The sequence below is a fragment of the Rhizobium sp. RM genome (assembly GCF_013390595.1).
Classification (GTDB): Bacteria; Pseudomonadota; Alphaproteobacteria; order Rhizobiales; family Rhizobiaceae; genus Agrobacterium.
Genome location: NZ_JACAWV010000007.1, coordinates 170,389 through 187,757, shown reverse-complemented (window position 1 = coordinate 187,757; position 17,369 = coordinate 170,389). Strand labels below are relative to the sequence as shown.

The following is a 17,369-nucleotide window of genomic DNA, read 5'->3' as shown; positions in this document are numbered from 1 at the left end:
TGTTAAGTGGAGGCCTCCGCGGCCCCGGGATTGCTGGCACAGTTCTATGTCGGTTAGCGCTTGCAGTCGACCCGTTTAATGTCTTCGATCATTTCTGTGTTGAGTTTGGACCCAATGAAATCAAATAAATGACTGAAAACATTTTTGGAGAAAAGCAGGCGTTGACGATGCCGCCCCAGGCACAAGCGAGGGGCAGCAAAGGTAGAATTAGGCCGTCACTTCGCAGGCGCGGAAGCTCTTTTCCAGCTTTTCGCGATCGAGATTGCGTCCAATAAAGACAAGCCGCGTCTCACGCTTTTCGCCTTCCTTCCATGGGCGCTGATGGTCACCTTCGATGATCATATGAACACCCTGCACGACGTAGCGTTCGGCATCACCCTTGAAAGCAATAATGCCCTTCAGGCGCAGGATGTTCGGACCATCGGTTTGGGTCACTTTTTGAATCCAGGGGAAAAAGCGTTCTGGATTCATCTCGCCGCCTCGCAGCGAGATGGACTGCACCGTGACGTCATGGATTGGCGAGACCGCACCATGGTGATGATGGTGGTGATCATGCCCATGATCGTGACCGTGGTCATGATGGTGATGATCATGGTCGTGATCGTGATGATGGTCGCAGTCCGGACCGCAGACATGATCGTCATGGCCATGTTCGAGGAAATGCGGGTCGTTTTCGAGCGCACGTTCCAGATTAAAGGCGCCCTGGTTCAGAACGCGGGCAAGATCAACGCCGGAGCGCGTGGTCTTGTAAATGCGGGCTGACGGATTGATGGCGCGCACGATATCCTCGATGCGAGCAATCTCTTCTGGCGTTACGAGGTCGGTCTTGTTGATGACAACCACATCGGCAAAGGCAATCTGATCCTCTGCTTCGCGACTATCCTTCAGACGCAGTGGCAAGTGCTTTGCGTCCACCAGCGCGACAACAGCGTCCAGTTCTGTCTTGGCCCGCACATCGTCATCCATGAAGAAGGTCTGCGCAACGGGAACCGGATCGGCAAGCCCGGTTGTTTCCACGATGATGCCGTCAAAACGGCCGGGACGGCGCATCAGGCCCTCTACAACACGGATCAAGTCGCCACGGACCGTGCAGCAGACGCAACCGTTGTTCATTTCATAAATTTCTTCATCGGACTCAACGATCAGGTCGTTGTCGATGCCGATCTCGCCGAACTCATTGACGATAACAGCATATTTCTTTCCGTGGTTTTCGGAGAGGATGCGGTTGAGAAGTGTCGTCTTGCCTGCGCCGAGATATCCCGTCAGCACTGTAACTGGAATGGGCTTGGCTGTTGCTGTTTCGGTCATGGAAACCTCGCGTCAAAACAGGCCCGGCGCTGCCGGGCGGAAAGTGTTGCCGTCCATATAGGCGCGTCATCGGAGCAGTTCAAAGAGATTCTGATGAAGTTTTTCAAATCCTGTTATGAAATAACGTTATATCAAAAGCGCGGACGTCTTCGAGGAGCGCAGTAAGTCCTCCGACAGCATGGGAAATCAGGCTTTCCCCTTTTTGTGCGGTGGCTGCTGCGGCGTTTCCCGCGACGCCGTCGTCGTTCAGGTCCCGCATCATCCAGCCAAACGCGTGCGGCCCGTAGGCGCGAAGATGCTTGAAATCTCTCGAAAAGTCCGCCTGGCGAGATGCGAAGGCGCGGGCCTTCGACATGTCCACTTTGTCGGGGTGGAGCGCCAGCATTACGGAGGTTTCGATGTCGCCGCCATGAATGTCGAACGGCTTGTCTTCAGGTGTGATGGTATCCGGCGGCACACCGAAGCGCGTCCAGCTTGTTGCCACGGCCAACATGCCGAAACGCACGCGAGCTTCTGTTGCCACGATGGTCATGAGCGGCGAGTTACCACCATGGGCATTCAGCATGACGAACTTGCGAACACCGTTGTCGTATTCCGATTTGACAATCGTGAGCCAGCGCTCGACTGCCTCGTCATAACGCAGTGTTTTTGTACCCGGAACGTCCATGTGTTCCACGGAATAGCCCACCGGTTCCGCCGGCAGAAACGAGGCCGGGAAATTTAGGGGCAAGTTTGCTTTCAGGCGCGCAACAATACCTTCGGCAATCAGGGTGTCTGTTTCAAACGGCAGATGCGGACCGTGCTGCTCGTGCGCGCCGAGTGGAAGAACTGATATCGCTGATGTTGCGGGAAGAGGCCGGTCTGTTACGTTTTCGTCGTGATATTGCGTGTATGAGTTTGGCATCTGGCGATCCGCGCGTGCATTCGTTAAGGATTTCCAGCAACATATATCGGTTCCGCCATTCGACAAAAGGCATCTCCGGCATGAGCAAGGACAAAAGCGGCCAGAAAGACAAGAGCGCCAAGAAGGACAAGGGCAGCAAAAAGTCTCGTGATGGCAAAAAGAAAGACGAACACTTCAATCCGGAAGAACTCGCGCAATCCATTACGCAAGCGGCGCGCTCCATGCGCACGGCATTGAGCCATAGCCTTTCCGAAAGCGGTCTCTATGCGGGACAGGACGGCGTGATTCTCGCGCTTGCTCAGGAAGGGAGCCTAACTCCGGGACAGATTGCGCAGAAGCTTGGTGTGAAGGCTCCGACCATGACACGCACGATTGGCCGCATGGAGGCGCAGGGCTTTGTCGAGCGCAGTGGCGACGACGGTGACGGCCGCGTAACTTTGGTGAAGCTGACGGAAAACGGTCTTAAAAGCGTCGAGCATATCAACGCGTCCATTGCGTTGTGTGGTGCAAAGGCAGTCGAGGGGCTTTCTGGCAAGGAAATTAAAGCCATCGTCAAGCTCATGCGGACCATCGATGCCAATCTCCAGACCGCTGACGAAGCAAAGTCTCGCGATTGAAATTTTAAATTACAATTATTTGCTGGCGGCTTTTTTCTTAAACAGGTTGCGGCTTTTGTTTAAATTGTTTAATCACGATTTAAATCGGTAACATCCGTAGCCGACGTCTGATGGGAGGGATGCCGTGGCCCAAAAGGTCAAACTGTCGACGATTGCCGAAAGTCTTGGTCTTTCGACTGCAACCATTTCTCTTGCGCTCCGCGACAGTCCGCTGGTCGCCTCCGATACGCGGGAAAAGATCAAGGAACAGGCGAGGGCGCTCGGATATATCTATAACCGGCGCGCCGCCAGCCTCCGGACATCGCGGTCCGGTATCGTTGGTGTCGTCTTCCATGATGTGATGAACCCGTTCTATGGCGAAATCCTGAAAGCCATCGAAAGCGAACTGGATCGCAGCCGCCAGACCTTCATTCTTTCCAATCATTACGACTCGGTCGAAAAGCAGCGGACATTCATTGAGACGCTGCTACAGCTTGGCTCTGACGGCATCATCATGTCGCCTGCTATTGGCACGCCAATCGAGGATATGACGCTGGCCGAGGAGAACGGCATGCCGGCCATCCTCGTCGCTCGTTCTATGGAAGGCGTAGACATGCCGACCTACCGCGGTGACGACAGCTACGGTATCTCGTTGGCCACCAACCACCTGATCAGCCTTGGCCATCGCGTTATAGCCATGGTCGGTGGTACCGATCAGACCTCCACCGGTCGCGATCGTTATCAGGGTTATGTCAATGCGTTGCGCAAGGCAGGCATAGAGGTCGATCCGAACCTTCGTATTCCGGGTCCGCGCTCCAAGCAGGGCGGGTTTGAGGCGGCGCTCAACTTTCTGTCGCTGCCGCAGAAGCCGACGGCTGCCGTTTGCTGGAACGATCTGGTCGCGATTGGTCTCATGAACGGTATTTCCCGTGCCGGACTTGTGCCCGGTGTCGACGTATCGGTTACGGGGTACGACGACCTTGAGGAGGCGGCCATTGCGACGCCGGCATTGACCACCGTTTCCAACGGTCAGGCCGAAGTGGGGCGCCTTGCAGCGCGTGCATTGCTCGACAGGCTGGCAGGCAGCCACGAGCCCGATGGTGTCCATCTCATCAAGCCTGAGATGCGCATTCGTCAGTCCACAGGGCCGGTTCGCCCGCGCATGTGAAACCACATCTCGGCTATCTGTCTTTCTCGTTGATGCCAAATGGCGTGAAAAACGCTGTTTAACCCATTGGATTTTCGTATGGACCTTTTCATTGCCGCCAAGCTTTGAAAAGATCACTGACGATATCGTTGGAATCAGGAGGAATATCAGGACATGTCAGAAAAGAAGGCCGTCGTTCTCGTTCCGGGCAAGATCAATCCGCGCGTTCTTGAGCGCCTGAACGGCAATGTCGAGATTATTGCCGTGCCTGCGGGGGCTGATCCGGTGTTGCCGGAGGGTGCGGCCGACCGCGTGAACGCAGTTGCGGTTTCGGGTGTGGTCAATGCAAAATGGATCGATGCTCTGCCGAAGCTTGAGATTATCGCCAATTTCGGGGTCGGTTACGATGGCGTTGACGCCAAACACGCGGCCAAGCGAGGCATTGTCGTAACCAACACGCCCGATGTGTTGAACGATGAGGTAGCGGATACGACGATTGCGTTGCTGATCAATACTGTGCGTCGTCTCTATCAGGCTGAAACCTGGCTGCGCGATGGAAAGTGGGTTGGTGAGGGGCCATTTGCGCTGTCACCCTTCTCGCTGAGAGGTCGCAAGGTTGGCTTGTTTGGCATGGGGCGCATCGGTCAGGAAATCGCCAAGCGCCTTGAGCCCTTCAAGGTGGAGATCGGGTATCACACACGCAGCAAACGTGATGGCCTTTCCTACACCTATTATGGTTCGCTGAAGGAAATGGCCGAAACGGTCGATATTCTGATCTGCATCGTGCCGGGCACGCCTGAAACCCATAAGGCAATCAATGCCGATATTCTGAAGGCTCTCGGCCCACAGGGTGTCTTCGTGAACGTTGGACGCGGCTCCAGCGTCGATGAGGATGCGCTATTGAAGGCGTTGCAGGACGGGACGCTTGGTGCTGCAGGTCTGGATGTGTTTTACGCAGAGCCAAAGGTGCCGGACGCATTCCTGTCGCTGCCGAATGTTTCACTTCTGCCACATGTTGCTTCGGCGTCGATCCCAACGCGCAACGCAATGGCCGATCTTGTGGTCGACAACATTCTCGGCTGGTTCAAGGATGGCAAAGTGCTGACGCCGGTGCCGGAAACGCCTGTCAAAGCCTGAGGTTTGTGCCAGAAGCCTTGCACCCCGGCATGGAGTCGGGGTGCGTTGCAATCATGTGAGCTTGAGCAGACCGGATGCTCTCACTTTACGCGCGTGCCGTGAGACTGACGCTGGTTTGGCTTGCCAGTCGACTGAAATCAGGCCTTGCTGGCTTGGTACGCGCGTACCGCCGTGCCAAATGCCTCGAACAGCGCACGAGACGGGGCGTCCGTTTCAGCCCAATATTCCGGATGCCACTGCACGCCAACAGCAAAGCCTCGCGCATCGATCACGGAAACGGCCTCGATAGTACCGTCCTCTGCCGTTGCTTCCACCTGGAGGCGCGGCGCGGTCTCAGCGATTGCCTGGCGATGCAGTGAGTTGATCTGGATTTCACCCGACATGCCGAGATGCTGCGCAATGCAGGAGCCCTCACGAACATGAACCGGCTGACGGATGGCGAAAGAGACATCGCGGTCTTCGTGCTCGGGTTTGCGGTGATCCCAGACGCCAGGCTGTTCCTGGATCTCTGAGGCAAGCGTGCCACCGAGTGCGACGTTCAATTCCTGTATTCCGCGACAGATGGCAAGCATTGGTATGCCGCGTTCGATAGCGCGCTGAATAAGCGGCAGACTGGTAGCATCGCGGGCCGGGTCGAACGGGCCATCACCCTCCGTTGCATCCTTGCCGTAAAGCGACGGATGAACGTTGGTGGCCGAGCCGGAAACCAGCAATCCATCGACGCGATCGAGAATGGCGTCGACATCGTTGCCGTCCTCGAAGGCCGGAATGATGAAAGACATGACGCCTGCCACCTTGAGTGCGGCAGAGACGTACTGGTTCTGCGCCGCATGCCAGTCGGCTCCGGTGAAGTGTCGGATATCGGCAGGAACAGCGATAATGGGTTTCGACATGATGGCTCCGGGAGGGAAATATTCTTGTCTTGTGCGACTGGCGAAGAGCCAAGTCAAGCTGCCCGACAGCCTACACGGTTAAGGTCTATTGGCCTAAAGTATAAGGGTTGTGGCCAATATTTTCGTTGCACATAAATTGTGACGTTGTCTGCCGGATATTTCTTCAAAAAGCGCGGTTTTTCTACGATTTATTCCCCGCGACACCGCTTGTCAGCCATGCGGCAGCGTGTACCATCAACCTAATGCCGAAGCAGCGAGGGGATTTAAACTGCCGGCAGGGTTCGTATCTGGGAGGATATAGATGGATCGCCGTTCCTTTATTAAAAAAGGTGCGCTTGCAGGAGCCGCGACGGCTTTGGCCGCGCCCGCAATTGCACAGCAGAATACCAAGATTACCTGGCGTTTGACGTCGTCGTTTCCAAAGTCGCTCGACACGATCTATGGCGGCGCAGAAGACATTGCGAAACATGTTGCTGCGGCGACGGACGGCAATTTCACGATCCAGACCTTTGCGGCAGGTGAGATTGTCCCCGGTTTGCAGGCTGCAGATGCGGTGTCATCCGGCACGGTGGAAATGTGCCATACCTGCTCATACTATTACGTCGGCAAGGACCCGACTTTTGCGATCGGTACGGCAATTCCCTTTGGTCTGAATGCCCGCCTGACGAACTCCTGGTTCTACGAAGGCAACGGCAACAAGCTCCTCAACGAGTTTTACGCCAAGCACAATCTCTACGGTATGATTTCCGGCAACACCGGCGCACAGATGGGTGGCTGGTTCCGAAAGGAAATCAATACGGTCGATGACTTCAAGGGCGTCAAGATGCGCATTGCTGGCCTGGCCGGCAAGGTGGTGGAAAAGCTCGGCGTCGTGCCACAGCAAATCGCTGGCGGTGATATCTATCCGGCGCTGGAAAAGGGCACGATCGACGCCGCCGAATGGGTTGGTCCCTATGACGACCATAAGCTCGGCTTCTACAAGGTCGCGAAGTATTACTATTATCCTGCCTTCTGGGAAGGCGGGCCGGTCATTCATTCCTTCGTCAATCTCGACAAGTGGAACAACCTGCCGAAGAACTACCAGACCGTGCTGCAGGATGCATGCGCTTACGCCAACACGAATATGATGGCGAAATACGACGCCAAGAACCCGATTGCGGTCAAGCAACTCGTGGGCGAGGGTGCGGTTCTAAGACCATTCAGCCAGGAAATCCTTGAGGCATGCTACAAGGCTGCGCAGGAGGTTTATGCCAACATCTCGTCCTCCAATGCGGACTTCAAGAAAATCTACGAGGATCAGGTGGCCTTCAAGCGAGAAGGTTATCTCTGGATGCAGCTATCGGAATATACGTTCGATACGTTCATGATGATCCAGCAGCGTAACGGCAAGCTTTAAGTCTTCGGTAACGGCGGACCGAGCAAGAGCCCCGGAGATCAAGGTCTTCGGGGTTTTTGTTGTCGGCATTTTGCCGATGGTTGCGTGCTTTTGGGCTTTAATGAAAACGGCGGGGAATCCCCGCCGTTTTTGCCTGTTCCATGCATCGCTTGCCCAATGCTTACGGCCCGATCTTTGGCGGTTCGCCAAGATTGGGAGCGCCTGGTAAGCCAAAATTAGGCATGGTGTTGCCGCCTTGATTACCGAAAGCCGGCACCTCGATCTTGACGTTGTTGAGATCGATTTCAGGTCCCTTGTCCAGCCAGTAGGTAACGGACTCGGGCCAGAAGATAACAATCGCAACGAGGATCAACTGCATGCCAAGCCACGGAATGGCGCCCATATAGATGTCCGACGTCTTGACTGTGCGCGGCGCGATGGAGCGCAGGTAGAAAAGTGCAAACCCGAAGGGTGGATGCATGAAGCTGGTCTGCATGTTGATGCAGATCAGCACACCGAACCAGATCAGGTCGATGCCAAGCGACTGCGCGATCGGCGCCAGCATCGGGATTACGATGAAGGCGATCTCGAAGAAGTCGAGGAAGAACGCGAGGAAGAAAATGAAGATGTTGACGAATATGAGGAAACCGATCGGACCCCCGGGAATGCCCGAGAGCATGTGTTCGATCCACAATGAGCCGTCCATGCCCTGAAATACCAGGCTGAAGCAGGTGGCGCCCACCAGAATGAACACCACCATCGAGGTGATGTGCATGGTGGAGTGCATGCCTTGCTTGACCAGATCCCAGCTCAGACGCCGATGGGCGGCAGCAAGCGCCATCGCGCCAACGACGCCAAGCGCGCCTGCTTCGGTCGGTGTCGCCAGGCCAAGGAAGATCGTGCCGAGTACGAGGAAGATAAGCACGATCGAGGGGATCATGCCGCCTAGGACTTTAAGAACCAGGGCACGATTCAACTCTCCACGGGCTTCCGGCGGAAGTGCGGGAACATCCTTCGGTCTGAAGATGGACAGAGCGAGGATGAAGAGCATGAATATGGCGACCTGCAGGATCGAAGGGCCAATGGCGCCGAGATACATGTCGCCAACCGATTTGCCGAGCTGATCTGCAAGGACGATCAGAACCAGAGATGGCGGGATGACCTGCGTGATCGTACCAGACGCGGCGATGACCCCGGTGGCCAGTCGCGGATTGTAGCCGTATTTCAGCATGATCGGCAGTGAAATTACGCCCATGGTAATGACTGAGGCCGCAACTGTACCGGTGATCGCACCTAGAATAGCGCCAACGATAATGACGGCGTAGGCGAGGCCGCCGGGAATGGCGCCGAAAAGCTTTCCGGTTCCTTCAAGCAGATCTTCCGCCAATCCGCATCGTTCCAGTATCGCGCCCATGAAGGTAAAAAATGGAATGGCAAGCAGCAGGTCGTTCGACATGATGCCGAAGATGCGCAGTGGCAGTGCCTGGAGAAACGCCGGTGAGAAGTGTTCGGTGAAAATGCCAATGATACCGAAGACCAGGCCTACCGTGGCAAGTGAGAAAGCCACCGGAAATCCATAGAGCATGAAAATGATCATGCCGAGGAACATCAGTGGCGGAAGAATGCCGTATTCGAACATGTGAAATATCCTAGAGTTCTGTCCGCGGGATCACTGAAGAGGTTTTTCGTACTTCGTGTCGAGCGCATAAAGCCCTTTGAGGGCGCCAACGCGCTTGATGAGTTCCGAAATTCCTTGGAAAACCAGCAGCGCAAAACCTGCAAAGATAATGAGCTTGACCGGCCAGCGAATAAGACCGCCCGCGTTGGAGGATACTTCGTTCTGATGCCACGAAAGGGTGAACATCGGCCAGCAAAGCCATGCAAGGTAGAAGCAGGCAGGGAGCAGGAACATTACGATGCCGATGATGTCGACCCAGAGACGGGTACGCGGCGCAATCGCGCCGTAGATGATATCAACCCGTACATGCTCGTTCATTCGCAGCGTGTAGGAAGCACCGATCAGAACAATAAAGGCAAACATGTACCACTGGATTTCAAGCCAGCCGTTCGAGCTGTAGTTGAAGGCGTAGCGGACCATCGCATTGCCGGCGCTGACGAGGCAGCAGATCAGTACCAGGTAACCGGCAAGCTTACCCAGGGATTCGCTCACCATGTCGATGAGCACGCTTATTTTTAAAAGAGATTTCATGACTTTCCCCTCTTCCCTTACCAGGCCCTTTTCGGGCTTCTGATGGGTACAATTCCGGTTGCCGCAGATGCGGGCATGCCCCCTCAAAAAAGCTCCCGGAATTCCTCTCCACAAAATCCCGTGTATGTGTAGCCTTTCGGAAAAGCAACCGAAACCGCGGCGGAATTGGACGAAAGAATACCCTTTCCATCTGTTTGCGAAAGATTGTTGCCTTGCTGCACGGTTTGTTTTTGTCGCAGGCAGATCGAGCCCATTGCTGACGACACACGCATTGCGTTTTTGCGGGCCTTCATGTTACCTCTGGTGCCGGAGAATTCGGCTGATCGGGGATCGCCGGGAGGGAGCGTCGTTATCCGTTGGAGAAGGCGTTATCGAGGGAAATGGTAGAGGGAAAGAAGCACATGAGCGAACACCATACGGGTCCTGTCGAAGTTGGCGCGCCAATGGATTACGCGCAGCACGAAAAGACCTATTCCGGTTTTCTCGCGCTGACGAAGTACGGCACGATGCTTTTGTGTGTCCTGATGCTTGCCATGGTGGCGGGTTTCTTCACCACCGCAGGTTTCCTCGGTGGTCTGGTGGTCTTTCTCGTGCTTTCTGTCGCGGGCTTCTTTCTGCTGCGTTGATAGCCAGTCGCGACCGTGACGTGCGCGCCTCTTAGTAGACGGCGCGATGTCTTCCATGCGCAGGTCTGGAGGCTGTTTCATGCGATTGGTTGTGTTTCTCGTGGCCTTGCTCGCAATTTTGGCCCAAGCCGTACATGCCCGTGATTTCTCTGAGGGGGAGCGTTCAGCTCTGAAAGACCGGGTCTCCCGTTTTGAGGCCGCGCTGAAGGGGAATGACTTCGACACGGTCGGCGAGACGATACCGCCGAAAATCCTGGAATCCATCGCGTCGGGTGCAGGTGTAACCGTTCCGACGCTTCGTGGTGCCCTGAAAACGCAAATGCAGATGACGCTCGCATCTGTCAAACTCGTTGAGTTTGACATGGACACCGGGACTGCTCGTTTTGAGCAGACAACGGACGGAACGCCTTATGCATTGATCCCGACAAGAACACTGATGGAAACGGACGGGCAGAAAATCGAGGCGAAGTCACACACACTCGCCCTGATCGACGACGGCAACTGGTATCTGTTGCGCGTCACCGATCAACAGCAGGTGGCAATTTTACGCAAGGTTTATCCAGCTTTTGCAAGTGTCCAATTTCCCGAAGGGTCCGTAGAGCCCGTGAAGTAAATCGGCCCACGCGAATGACGCGTGGACCCCGATATCCTCTCCGGGGTTACGTCTTCACGAGAAGCGACCTGCGCGGAAGGGATCGATGGAAATCGACGGTTCCTCGCCGTTGGCAATCTGCGTGACAAGGCGGGCGGTTGCCGCCGATTGCGTCAGCCCCAGATGGCCATGACCGAACGCATAGATGACTGAGGGCGCATTCCGTGCCGGACCGATGACGGGCAGACAGTCCGGCAAAGACGGGCGGAAGCCCATCCATTGTTTGCCACCTTCCGTTTTCAGACCCGGCAGGAACCGGCCTGCCTTTTTCAGCATCGCTTCCGAACGTTTGAAATTTGGCCTCAACTCGAGGCCGCCAAGTTCCACAGCACCGCCGACGCGAATGCCGGAGGAGAGCGGGGTCACGACAAACCCGTGATCGTTGAAATAGAGCTGGCGGGTAAGGTTGAACGATCCTGCAGGCAGAGTGGTATTGTAACCGCGCTCGGTTTCGAGCGGTACGACATTGCCAAGTGTCGCAGCCAGCGGGCGCGACCACGCGCCACCCGCGATGACAACCTTGTCGGCGTCGATCTTGTCGCCGTTATCGAGTGTTACGATGGTGCTTTCCCCGACCGCATCAATGCGTTTTGCCTCGCCCTTGCGCAGCGTGGCGCCACGGCTGACGACAAGATCGTATATTGCCCGAGTAAAATCTCGGGGATCGGAGACCTGAAGGCCATCCGGCGAGAACATCGCATGCCGGAATTGGGGAGCAATACCCGGTTGCAGCGTCTCGATTTCGTCTCGACCGACCCGCTGAAAGTCAAAGCCGGCCTTGTGCTTCTCGTCCCAATCCTTGCTGGCAGCATTAAAGCTTGTCTCGCTGTCATAGAGATCGAGTGTTCCGGTCTTTGCAATGAAGGCGGCAAGCTCGGGCATGGCTGCAACATGCGCCATTTCAGCCGCGGCAAGCAGATTGATGTCGCGCAGCGTTCTCAGACCATGGCGAAATGCTGGCTCGGAACTGGCACGCCAGAATCGCCACAACCACGGAGCAATCCGGTGAGCGTAGGCAGGCGGCACGCTTAAAGGACCGAGCGGATCAATCAGCCATCGCGGTGCCTTTTTCATGATTCCGGGGGCAGGGATGGGAATGATTTCCGGGAATGCGAGAATACCCGCATTGCCTGCACTCGCGCCGCCAGCGATCTCACCACGCTCGAGGAAGACGATCTGCCGTCCGGCGTTTTGCAAATAAAGCGCCGACATCGAACCAACGATGCCGGTGCCGACCACCAGCACGTCGCATTTGAGGGTTTTGGCCATCGATGCTCCTGCAAGACAAAATCTTTCAAGAGCGCCATAACAACGAATGCTGCCCTATTGGAAGGTGACATCTTGTTGCAAAGGCAGAAATATCAGCACTGTGGCAAATAAGCGAAGGTATGTACCTCGAGATGTAAAGCTTATGTTTAATAGCTATTTAACGGTGTCTCAATAGTGTTTCGCCAAGGCACGACCACGCGTTCGAATGCCTCTTCTGGTTGGGGACCCAAAGATTATGACACGCTTTTCCAAATTCGGTCTGGACGCTTCGTCGGTACTCGAAGCCCTTAGCCGGTCGCAGGCGATCATCGAGTTCGATCTCAGTGGAAACATTCTGACGGCGAACGAAAATTTCTGCAAAGCGGTGGGATATCGACGCGAAGATATTATCGGTCGTCATCATAGCCTGTTCGTGCTGCCGGAAGAGGCATCGTCTCCCGCCTACAAGGCCTTCTGGGCAAAGCTTTCACGTGGTGAGTACGACCAGGGCCAGTATTGCCGCCGAACAAAGGGCGGAGAGGAAATCTGGATCGAGGCGTCCTACAACCCGGTTTTTCGTTTCGGAAAGCCATACAAGGTTGTGAAAATTGCCACCGACATTACCGCAATCAAGCGCAGAAGCGCTGAGGATGGCGGCAAGCTTGCTGCTCTTTCACGGGCGCAGGCCATGATCGAATTTACGCCCGACGGCACAATCCTTGGTGCAAACGAGAATTTCCTCGCAGCTCTCGGCTATACGGCCGATGAGATTGTCGGCAAGCATCACGCGATGTTCTGTGAGCAGGATTATGCTCGTTCGCCTGACTATCGCGCATTCTGGGAAGAGCTTCGTGGCGGAAAATTTTCGACCGGGCAATTCATGCGGCTTGCAAAGGGCAACAGACGCATCTTTATCCAGGCGTCCTACAATCCGATCTTCGACGACAGGGGCAGGGTGTTCAAGGTCGTGAAGTTTGCGCTGGATGTGACGGATCGTATGCAAGCAGTCGAAGAGCTTGGTGCGGCATTGGCCCGCCTTTCGGAGTGCAACATCCGTGTGACCTTGGACAATCCTTTTGTTGGTGAGTTCGAAACACTGCGACGCAACTTCAACAAGTCGATCGGTGAATTTCAGAAGACGCTGGTGAACGTTCTGGGTCAGACCGGTGATCTCAGCAAGAGCAGCCAGGAAGTGCGCGAGGCTTCTGAAAACCTTGCGGCACGTTCCCGCGAGCAAGCTTTGGCATTGGAAGAGACCTCTGCGGCGCTCGGCGAAATCACCTCAAGCGTCCGCACTTCGACCGAGAATACCAGAGAAACACGTAAACTCGTGCAAAGCGCGCGTGCATCGACAGCAACATCTACTGAGGTTGTCGGACAGACCGTGAATGCCATGCAGCGGATCGAGACGGCATCGCGCGAGATCAGTCAGATCATCGGAGTGATCGACGAGATTGCGTTCCAGACCAATCTGCTCGCACTTAATGCCGGGGTGGAGGCTGCACGAGCGGGTGAGGCAGGCAAGGGGTTTGCTGTCGTCGCACAGGAGGTGCGCGAACTGGCACAACGGTCTGCTACCGCCGCCAAGGAAATCAAGGTGCTCATCAACAATTCCGGCACGGAAGTGCTTGAAGGGGTGAGACTGGTGGGTGCTACCGGCGAGGCATTGAAGGAGATCGATGCGCTGGTGCGACAGATCGACGGCAATGTCGACAAGATCGCCAAGGCTGCTGATGAGCAAACCCTCGGCATCGGCGATATTGGCAAAGCGGTCGATCGCCTCGATCGTATGACCCAGGAAAACGCAGCCATGAGCGCGCGAACGACTCTCATCAGCAATACGCTTGCCCAGGGTGCAGAAGCACTCTCCCAGCTCGTCAGCCTCTTCAAGCTTAATCGCCGCGCTGTTCAGCGCGATGACGGCTCGTCTATTCCAAGCAAATTTTCGCACGCTGCAGCGACCAAGATTGACCGGACTGCGGCGTAACAGGGTCCTTTTACTGCCTCTTGCCTGCACGAACATTCAAGAGTGCGAACATGTCACCCGTTACGTTGTTGCTTCAACCGAGGAGCAACAACGACATGCAGGCTACTGGACAGACACACAGCGCAATCAATTTCGCTGACAAGACTGCCAAACTCAAAGAGTATTGGCAGCCGCGCGTTATCGCCGAGATGAACGACTACCAGTTTAAAGTTGTTCGTATCGAAGGCGACTTCATCTGGCACGATCATCCCGAAACGGATGAGACTTTTATCGTCTTGCAAGGGTGTCTGAGGATCGATTTTCGCGATGGTGCGGTAACCGTTGGCCCCGGCGAAATGTTCGTCGTACCTCGGGGCGTCGAGCGCAAGCCCTATGCTGAAAACGAAGTGCAACTCCTCCTGATCGAGCCCCGTGGGGTGCTGAATACGGGCCACGCAGGCGGTGATCGCACGGCACAAAATGATCTCTGGATATAGCGCTTTTCCGAGGCTTCGTGGGGCGCGTCAGCGCATCATAAAGCCGATCATCAGGGCATTGGCGATGTCGATGAAAAATGCCGAGACAAGCGGGAGAATGATAAAGGCCGTTGGTGCCGGGCCATAGGCTTTCGTCACTGCGGTCATGTTGGCGATTGCTGTCGGGGTCGCGCCGAGGCTGATACCACTGAAGCCAGCCGACAGCACGGCCGCCTGATAGTCTCGGCCCATAAAACGAAACACGATGAAGATCATATAGAGCACCGCCACAATCGTCTGGATGCCGAGGACGATGATCAGCGCCAGTCCCAGGCCTCCAAGCGTCCACAACTGCATGCTCATCAATGACATTGCGAGAAAAACACTCAGCGAGAGATCTGAAATCAAAGCCAGTGACCGCGAACGGGCGGGCCAGTACATCTGCGGAAGCAGTCGCGGCACTGTGTTTGTCATGATAATACCGACGAGAAGGCAGACCACGAAAAGCGGCAATTTCACAGCGGTTTCCGAAAGTACCTCGTCAAGTGCGGTGCCCAAGAGGATCGCGACGTTGAGGATCAGAACTGTTCGCAAAAGATTGACATAGTTGATGGTCGACGCCTGTTCAGTGGCCGGAGAAGAGGGCAATCCGATGCTTGGCAGTTCGGCGGTCTCCCCCTTCAACTGATAGCGGTTTATCAGGATACGGGCGACAGGACCGCCAACCAGACTTGCAATGACAAGGCCGAGCGTCGCGGATGCAATGCCGATCTCGAGTGCGTTGCCCAGGCCGAAACGGTTTGTAATCAGGGGTGCCCAGGCAATCGTTGTCCCGTGCCCACCGATCAACGACACTGATCCAAGTAATGGTGCAATTCCGTCCGGTAAGCCAAGCAACGCCGAGCTGCCAAGAGAGACGGCATTCTGAATGACCAGATAGCATAAAGTCAGGATAAGCAGCACGACCAGTGGGCGGCCACCGGCCTTCAAGTCGGCGAGACGTGCGTTCAGGCCAATGCCGGTAAAAAAATAGAGCAGCAGCATATCTCGCGCATCGAGGTCGAAAATGATTTCGATATTGAAGAACCGGTAAGCGATCAGTGTGGAGAGTGCAGCAACCAGCCCCCCGGAGACAGCTTCCGGGATGTTCCAGCGATTGAGGGGCGCAATGATCGCGTTAAGACCTGACCCCATGAAAAAGACGACGATCGCAATGGTGAAGGTCAGGAAACCCGGCGTCTCGAACGTCGTCATCAAAAGCGCTCCATCTGGTGGCGGTTTGCCCTGCAATGCAGCAAACCTCACCCATGGAAGTTGACGTGTATTGAGACGGTTGTCATCCTGAAATATCAGCGGGAAGTTGTTATTTCTCGAACGGTACCTCGATTGGGTACCCGCTGTTTTCAACGGCTGCGAGACGTGAAAATTGCAAGCAGCGCTACCGATTGCGGAGCGCTACCGACGACGTGTTAAAAGGCCGCAGTCAGAGTGCGGCCTTTTAGAGCGTGCGGTAAGCCTAAGCTTCCAATGACGGGCGTGTGATACCAAGATGGTCGCGCAGCGTCGAGCCTTCATATTCCGTGCGGAACAGGCCACGTTCCTGCAGCAATGGCACGACCTGGCTGTTGAACTCCTCCAGGCCTGCAGGGAAATAGGGCGGCATGACGTTGAAGCCGTCGGCTGCACCGTTCTCAAACCACTCCTGCATACGGTCTGCAACATCTTTGGCCGTGCCCATGACGATGTGGTGGCCTCGGCCTGCGGCAACACGCAAGGCGAGTTCCCTGATCGTCAATTTCTCGCGCTTGGCAAGTTCGGTCAGAAGTTCGGCGCGACTGCGAAGCTGATCGGAAAGCGGCAGGTCCGGTAGAGGGCCGTCAAGATCATACTCGGTCAAACTGTGACCGATACGTTCCTCAAGCAGCGGCATCGCGCTCTTGATGTCCGTCCAGCGATTGAGTTCCTTGAGCTTGTCGGCCGCCTCTTCGAACGTTCTGCCAATGATCGGCATGAAGCCCGGCATGACCGCGACGCTTGATGGATCGCGGCCGAACTTCTCGACCCGTCCCTTCAGGCTGGTGTAAAATGCCTGCGCTTCAGAAAGCGCCTGCTGTGCAGTGAAGACGATGTCGGCAGTGCGGGCAGCAAGATCCTGTCCCGGGCCGGAGGAGCCGGCCTGAATGAGGACGGGGTGCCCTTGTGGTGAGCGCGGAATATTCAATGGTCCCTTGACCGTGAAGTATTTACCCTCGTGGTTGAGCACATGGACCTTGTCGGGATCGACATAACGACCGCTCTCTTTGTCCTTGATGAAGGCGTCATCGTCCCAGCTGTCCCAGAGACCGCGGACCACATTCACGAACTCTTCAGCGACGGCGTAACGCTCGTCATGCTCCGGATGACCTTTGGAAAAGTTCGCCGCTGTGCGGGCGTAAGACGTGGTGACGATGTTCCATGCGGCGCGGCCGTGGCTCAAATGATCAATCGAAGCGAAAGCGCGGGCGAGATGATATGGCTCGCCGTAGGTGGTGGACGCGGTCGCTGCAAGACCAATCTTGTCCGTGACCATCGAAAGCGCTGCAAGGAGTGTCAGTGGTTCGAAACGGGCTATCATGGATGGGTGAGCGTCAACGCCACTGGTGAGGCCATCCGCCAGAAACACCATGTCGAATTTTGCTGCCTCGGCCATCCGTGTGACGCGACCGAGCAGGTCGAAATTCTCGCTGCCAGCTTCTGCATCCGGATGACGCCAGCCGGAAACATGGTGCCCTGCACCTTGCAAAAATAGGCCGAGGTGCATCTGTCTTTTACGGGACGCGTTGGTCATGGAAT

At 55.7% G+C, this 17,369-nt stretch carries 16 protein-coding genes; 8 read left to right on the top strand and 8 right to left on the bottom strand.

Translation table 11 applies throughout. The annotated features are described in order from the left end of the window. Window positions 1-207 precede the first annotated feature (207 nt). Both HWX89_RS05500 and HWX89_RS05495 read right to left on the bottom strand, forming a co-directional pair. A complete protein-coding gene (locus HWX89_RS05500; RefSeq protein ID WP_138793381.1) occupies window positions 208-1,308 on the bottom strand; it encodes a CobW family GTP-binding protein in 1,101 nt (366 codons plus the stop codon). 103 nt (window positions 1,309-1,411) lie between these two features. Next, window positions 1,412-2,212 (bottom strand): creatininase family protein, encoded by an 801-nt coding sequence (locus tag HWX89_RS05495; RefSeq protein WP_138793380.1) that lies wholly within the window; start codon window positions 2,210-2,212, stop codon window positions 1,412-1,414. Window positions 2,213-2,292: 80 nt separating this feature from the next. Between HWX89_RS05495 and HWX89_RS05490 the strand changes: the two genes are divergently transcribed. The 3 genes from HWX89_RS05490 to HWX89_RS05480 all read left to right on the top strand — a co-directional run bounded on the left by HWX89_RS05490 (window position 2,293) and on the right by HWX89_RS05480 (window position 5,092). Continuing rightward, entirely contained in the window at window positions 2,293-2,829 is a 537-nt protein-coding gene (locus HWX89_RS05490) for a MarR family winged helix-turn-helix transcriptional regulator (protein ID WP_138793379.1), read from the top strand. 124 nt (window positions 2,830-2,953) lie between these two features. After that, window positions 2,954-3,976, top strand: a complete 1,023-nt coding sequence (locus HWX89_RS05485) for a LacI family DNA-binding transcriptional regulator (protein ID WP_138793378.1) — start codon at window positions 2,954-2,956, stop codon at window positions 3,974-3,976. 153 nt (window positions 3,977-4,129) lie between these two features. Then, complete coding sequence (locus HWX89_RS05480; RefSeq protein ID WP_138793377.1) at window positions 4,130-5,092, top strand: 2-hydroxyacid dehydrogenase; 963 nt, start codon at window positions 4,130-4,132, stop codon at window positions 5,090-5,092. 137 nt (window positions 5,093-5,229) lie between these two features. On the opposite strand, the gene HWX89_RS05475 is transcribed toward HWX89_RS05480, so the two are convergent. Further along, window positions 5,230-5,985 carry a gamma-glutamyl-gamma-aminobutyrate hydrolase family protein gene (locus HWX89_RS05475; RefSeq protein ID WP_138793376.1) on the bottom strand — a complete coding sequence of 252 codons (756 nt, stop codon included), beginning with the start codon at window positions 5,983-5,985 and terminating at the stop codon, window positions 5,230-5,232. A 301-nt stretch (window positions 5,986-6,286) separates the two neighbouring features. On the opposite strand from HWX89_RS05475, the gene HWX89_RS05470 reads away from it, so the two are divergent. Next, window positions 6,287-7,381 carry a TRAP transporter substrate-binding protein gene (locus HWX89_RS05470; RefSeq protein ID WP_138793375.1) on the top strand — a complete coding sequence of 365 codons (1,095 nt, stop codon included), beginning with the start codon at window positions 6,287-6,289 and terminating at the stop codon, window positions 7,379-7,381. 160 nt (window positions 7,382-7,541) lie between these two features. Here HWX89_RS05470 and HWX89_RS05465 read toward each other — a convergent pair whose 3' ends face one another. Further along, entirely contained in the window at window positions 7,542-8,999 is a 1,458-nt protein-coding gene (locus HWX89_RS05465) for a TRAP transporter large permease (RefSeq protein ID WP_138793374.1), read from the bottom strand. 30 nt (window positions 9,000-9,029) lie between these two features. After that, a complete protein-coding gene (locus HWX89_RS05460) occupies window positions 9,030-9,569 on the bottom strand; it encodes a TRAP transporter small permease subunit (protein WP_138793373.1) in 540 nt (179 codons plus the stop codon). 401 nt (window positions 9,570-9,970) lie between these two features. Between HWX89_RS05460 and HWX89_RS05455 the strand changes: the two genes are divergently transcribed. Both HWX89_RS05455 and HWX89_RS05450 read left to right on the top strand, forming a co-directional pair. Next, window positions 9,971-10,195, top strand: a complete 225-nt coding sequence (locus tag HWX89_RS05455) for an aa3-type cytochrome c oxidase subunit IV (protein WP_138793372.1) — start codon at window positions 9,971-9,973, stop codon at window positions 10,193-10,195. Between the two features lie 79 nt (window positions 10,196-10,274). Next, window positions 10,275-10,808, top strand: coding sequence for a hypothetical protein (locus HWX89_RS05450; RefSeq protein ID WP_138793371.1), 534 nt, complete (start codon window positions 10,275-10,277; stop codon window positions 10,806-10,808). Window positions 10,809-10,862: 54 nt separating this feature from the next. On the opposite strand, the gene HWX89_RS05445 is transcribed toward HWX89_RS05450, so the two are convergent. Beyond that, entirely contained in the window at window positions 10,863-12,116 is a 1,254-nt protein-coding gene (locus tag HWX89_RS05445) for an NAD(P)/FAD-dependent oxidoreductase (RefSeq protein WP_138793370.1), read from the bottom strand. 235 nt (window positions 12,117-12,351) lie between these two features. Here HWX89_RS05445 and HWX89_RS05440 point away from each other — a divergent pair, with 235 nt between their 5' ends. Further along, complete coding sequence (locus HWX89_RS05440; protein WP_138793369.1) at window positions 12,352-14,082, top strand: methyl-accepting chemotaxis protein; 1,731 nt, start codon at window positions 12,352-12,354, stop codon at window positions 14,080-14,082. Window positions 14,083-14,177: 95 nt separating this feature from the next. Continuing rightward, window positions 14,178-14,558 (top strand): cupin domain-containing protein, encoded by a 381-nt coding sequence (locus HWX89_RS05435; RefSeq protein ID WP_138793368.1) that lies wholly within the window; start codon window positions 14,178-14,180, stop codon window positions 14,556-14,558. Between the two features lie 27 nt (window positions 14,559-14,585). Here HWX89_RS05435 and gltS read toward each other — a convergent pair whose 3' ends face one another. Both gltS and HWX89_RS05425 read right to left on the bottom strand, forming a co-directional pair. After that, a complete protein-coding gene (gltS, locus tag HWX89_RS05430; protein ID WP_138793367.1) occupies window positions 14,586-15,791 on the bottom strand; it encodes a sodium/glutamate symporter in 1,206 nt (401 codons plus the stop codon). A 262-nt stretch (window positions 15,792-16,053) separates the two neighbouring features. Next, window positions 16,054-17,364, bottom strand: a complete 1,311-nt coding sequence (locus HWX89_RS05425) for an LLM class flavin-dependent oxidoreductase (protein ID WP_138793366.1) — start codon at window positions 17,362-17,364, stop codon at window positions 16,054-16,056. Between the last annotated feature and the right edge of the window lie 5 nt (window positions 17,365-17,369).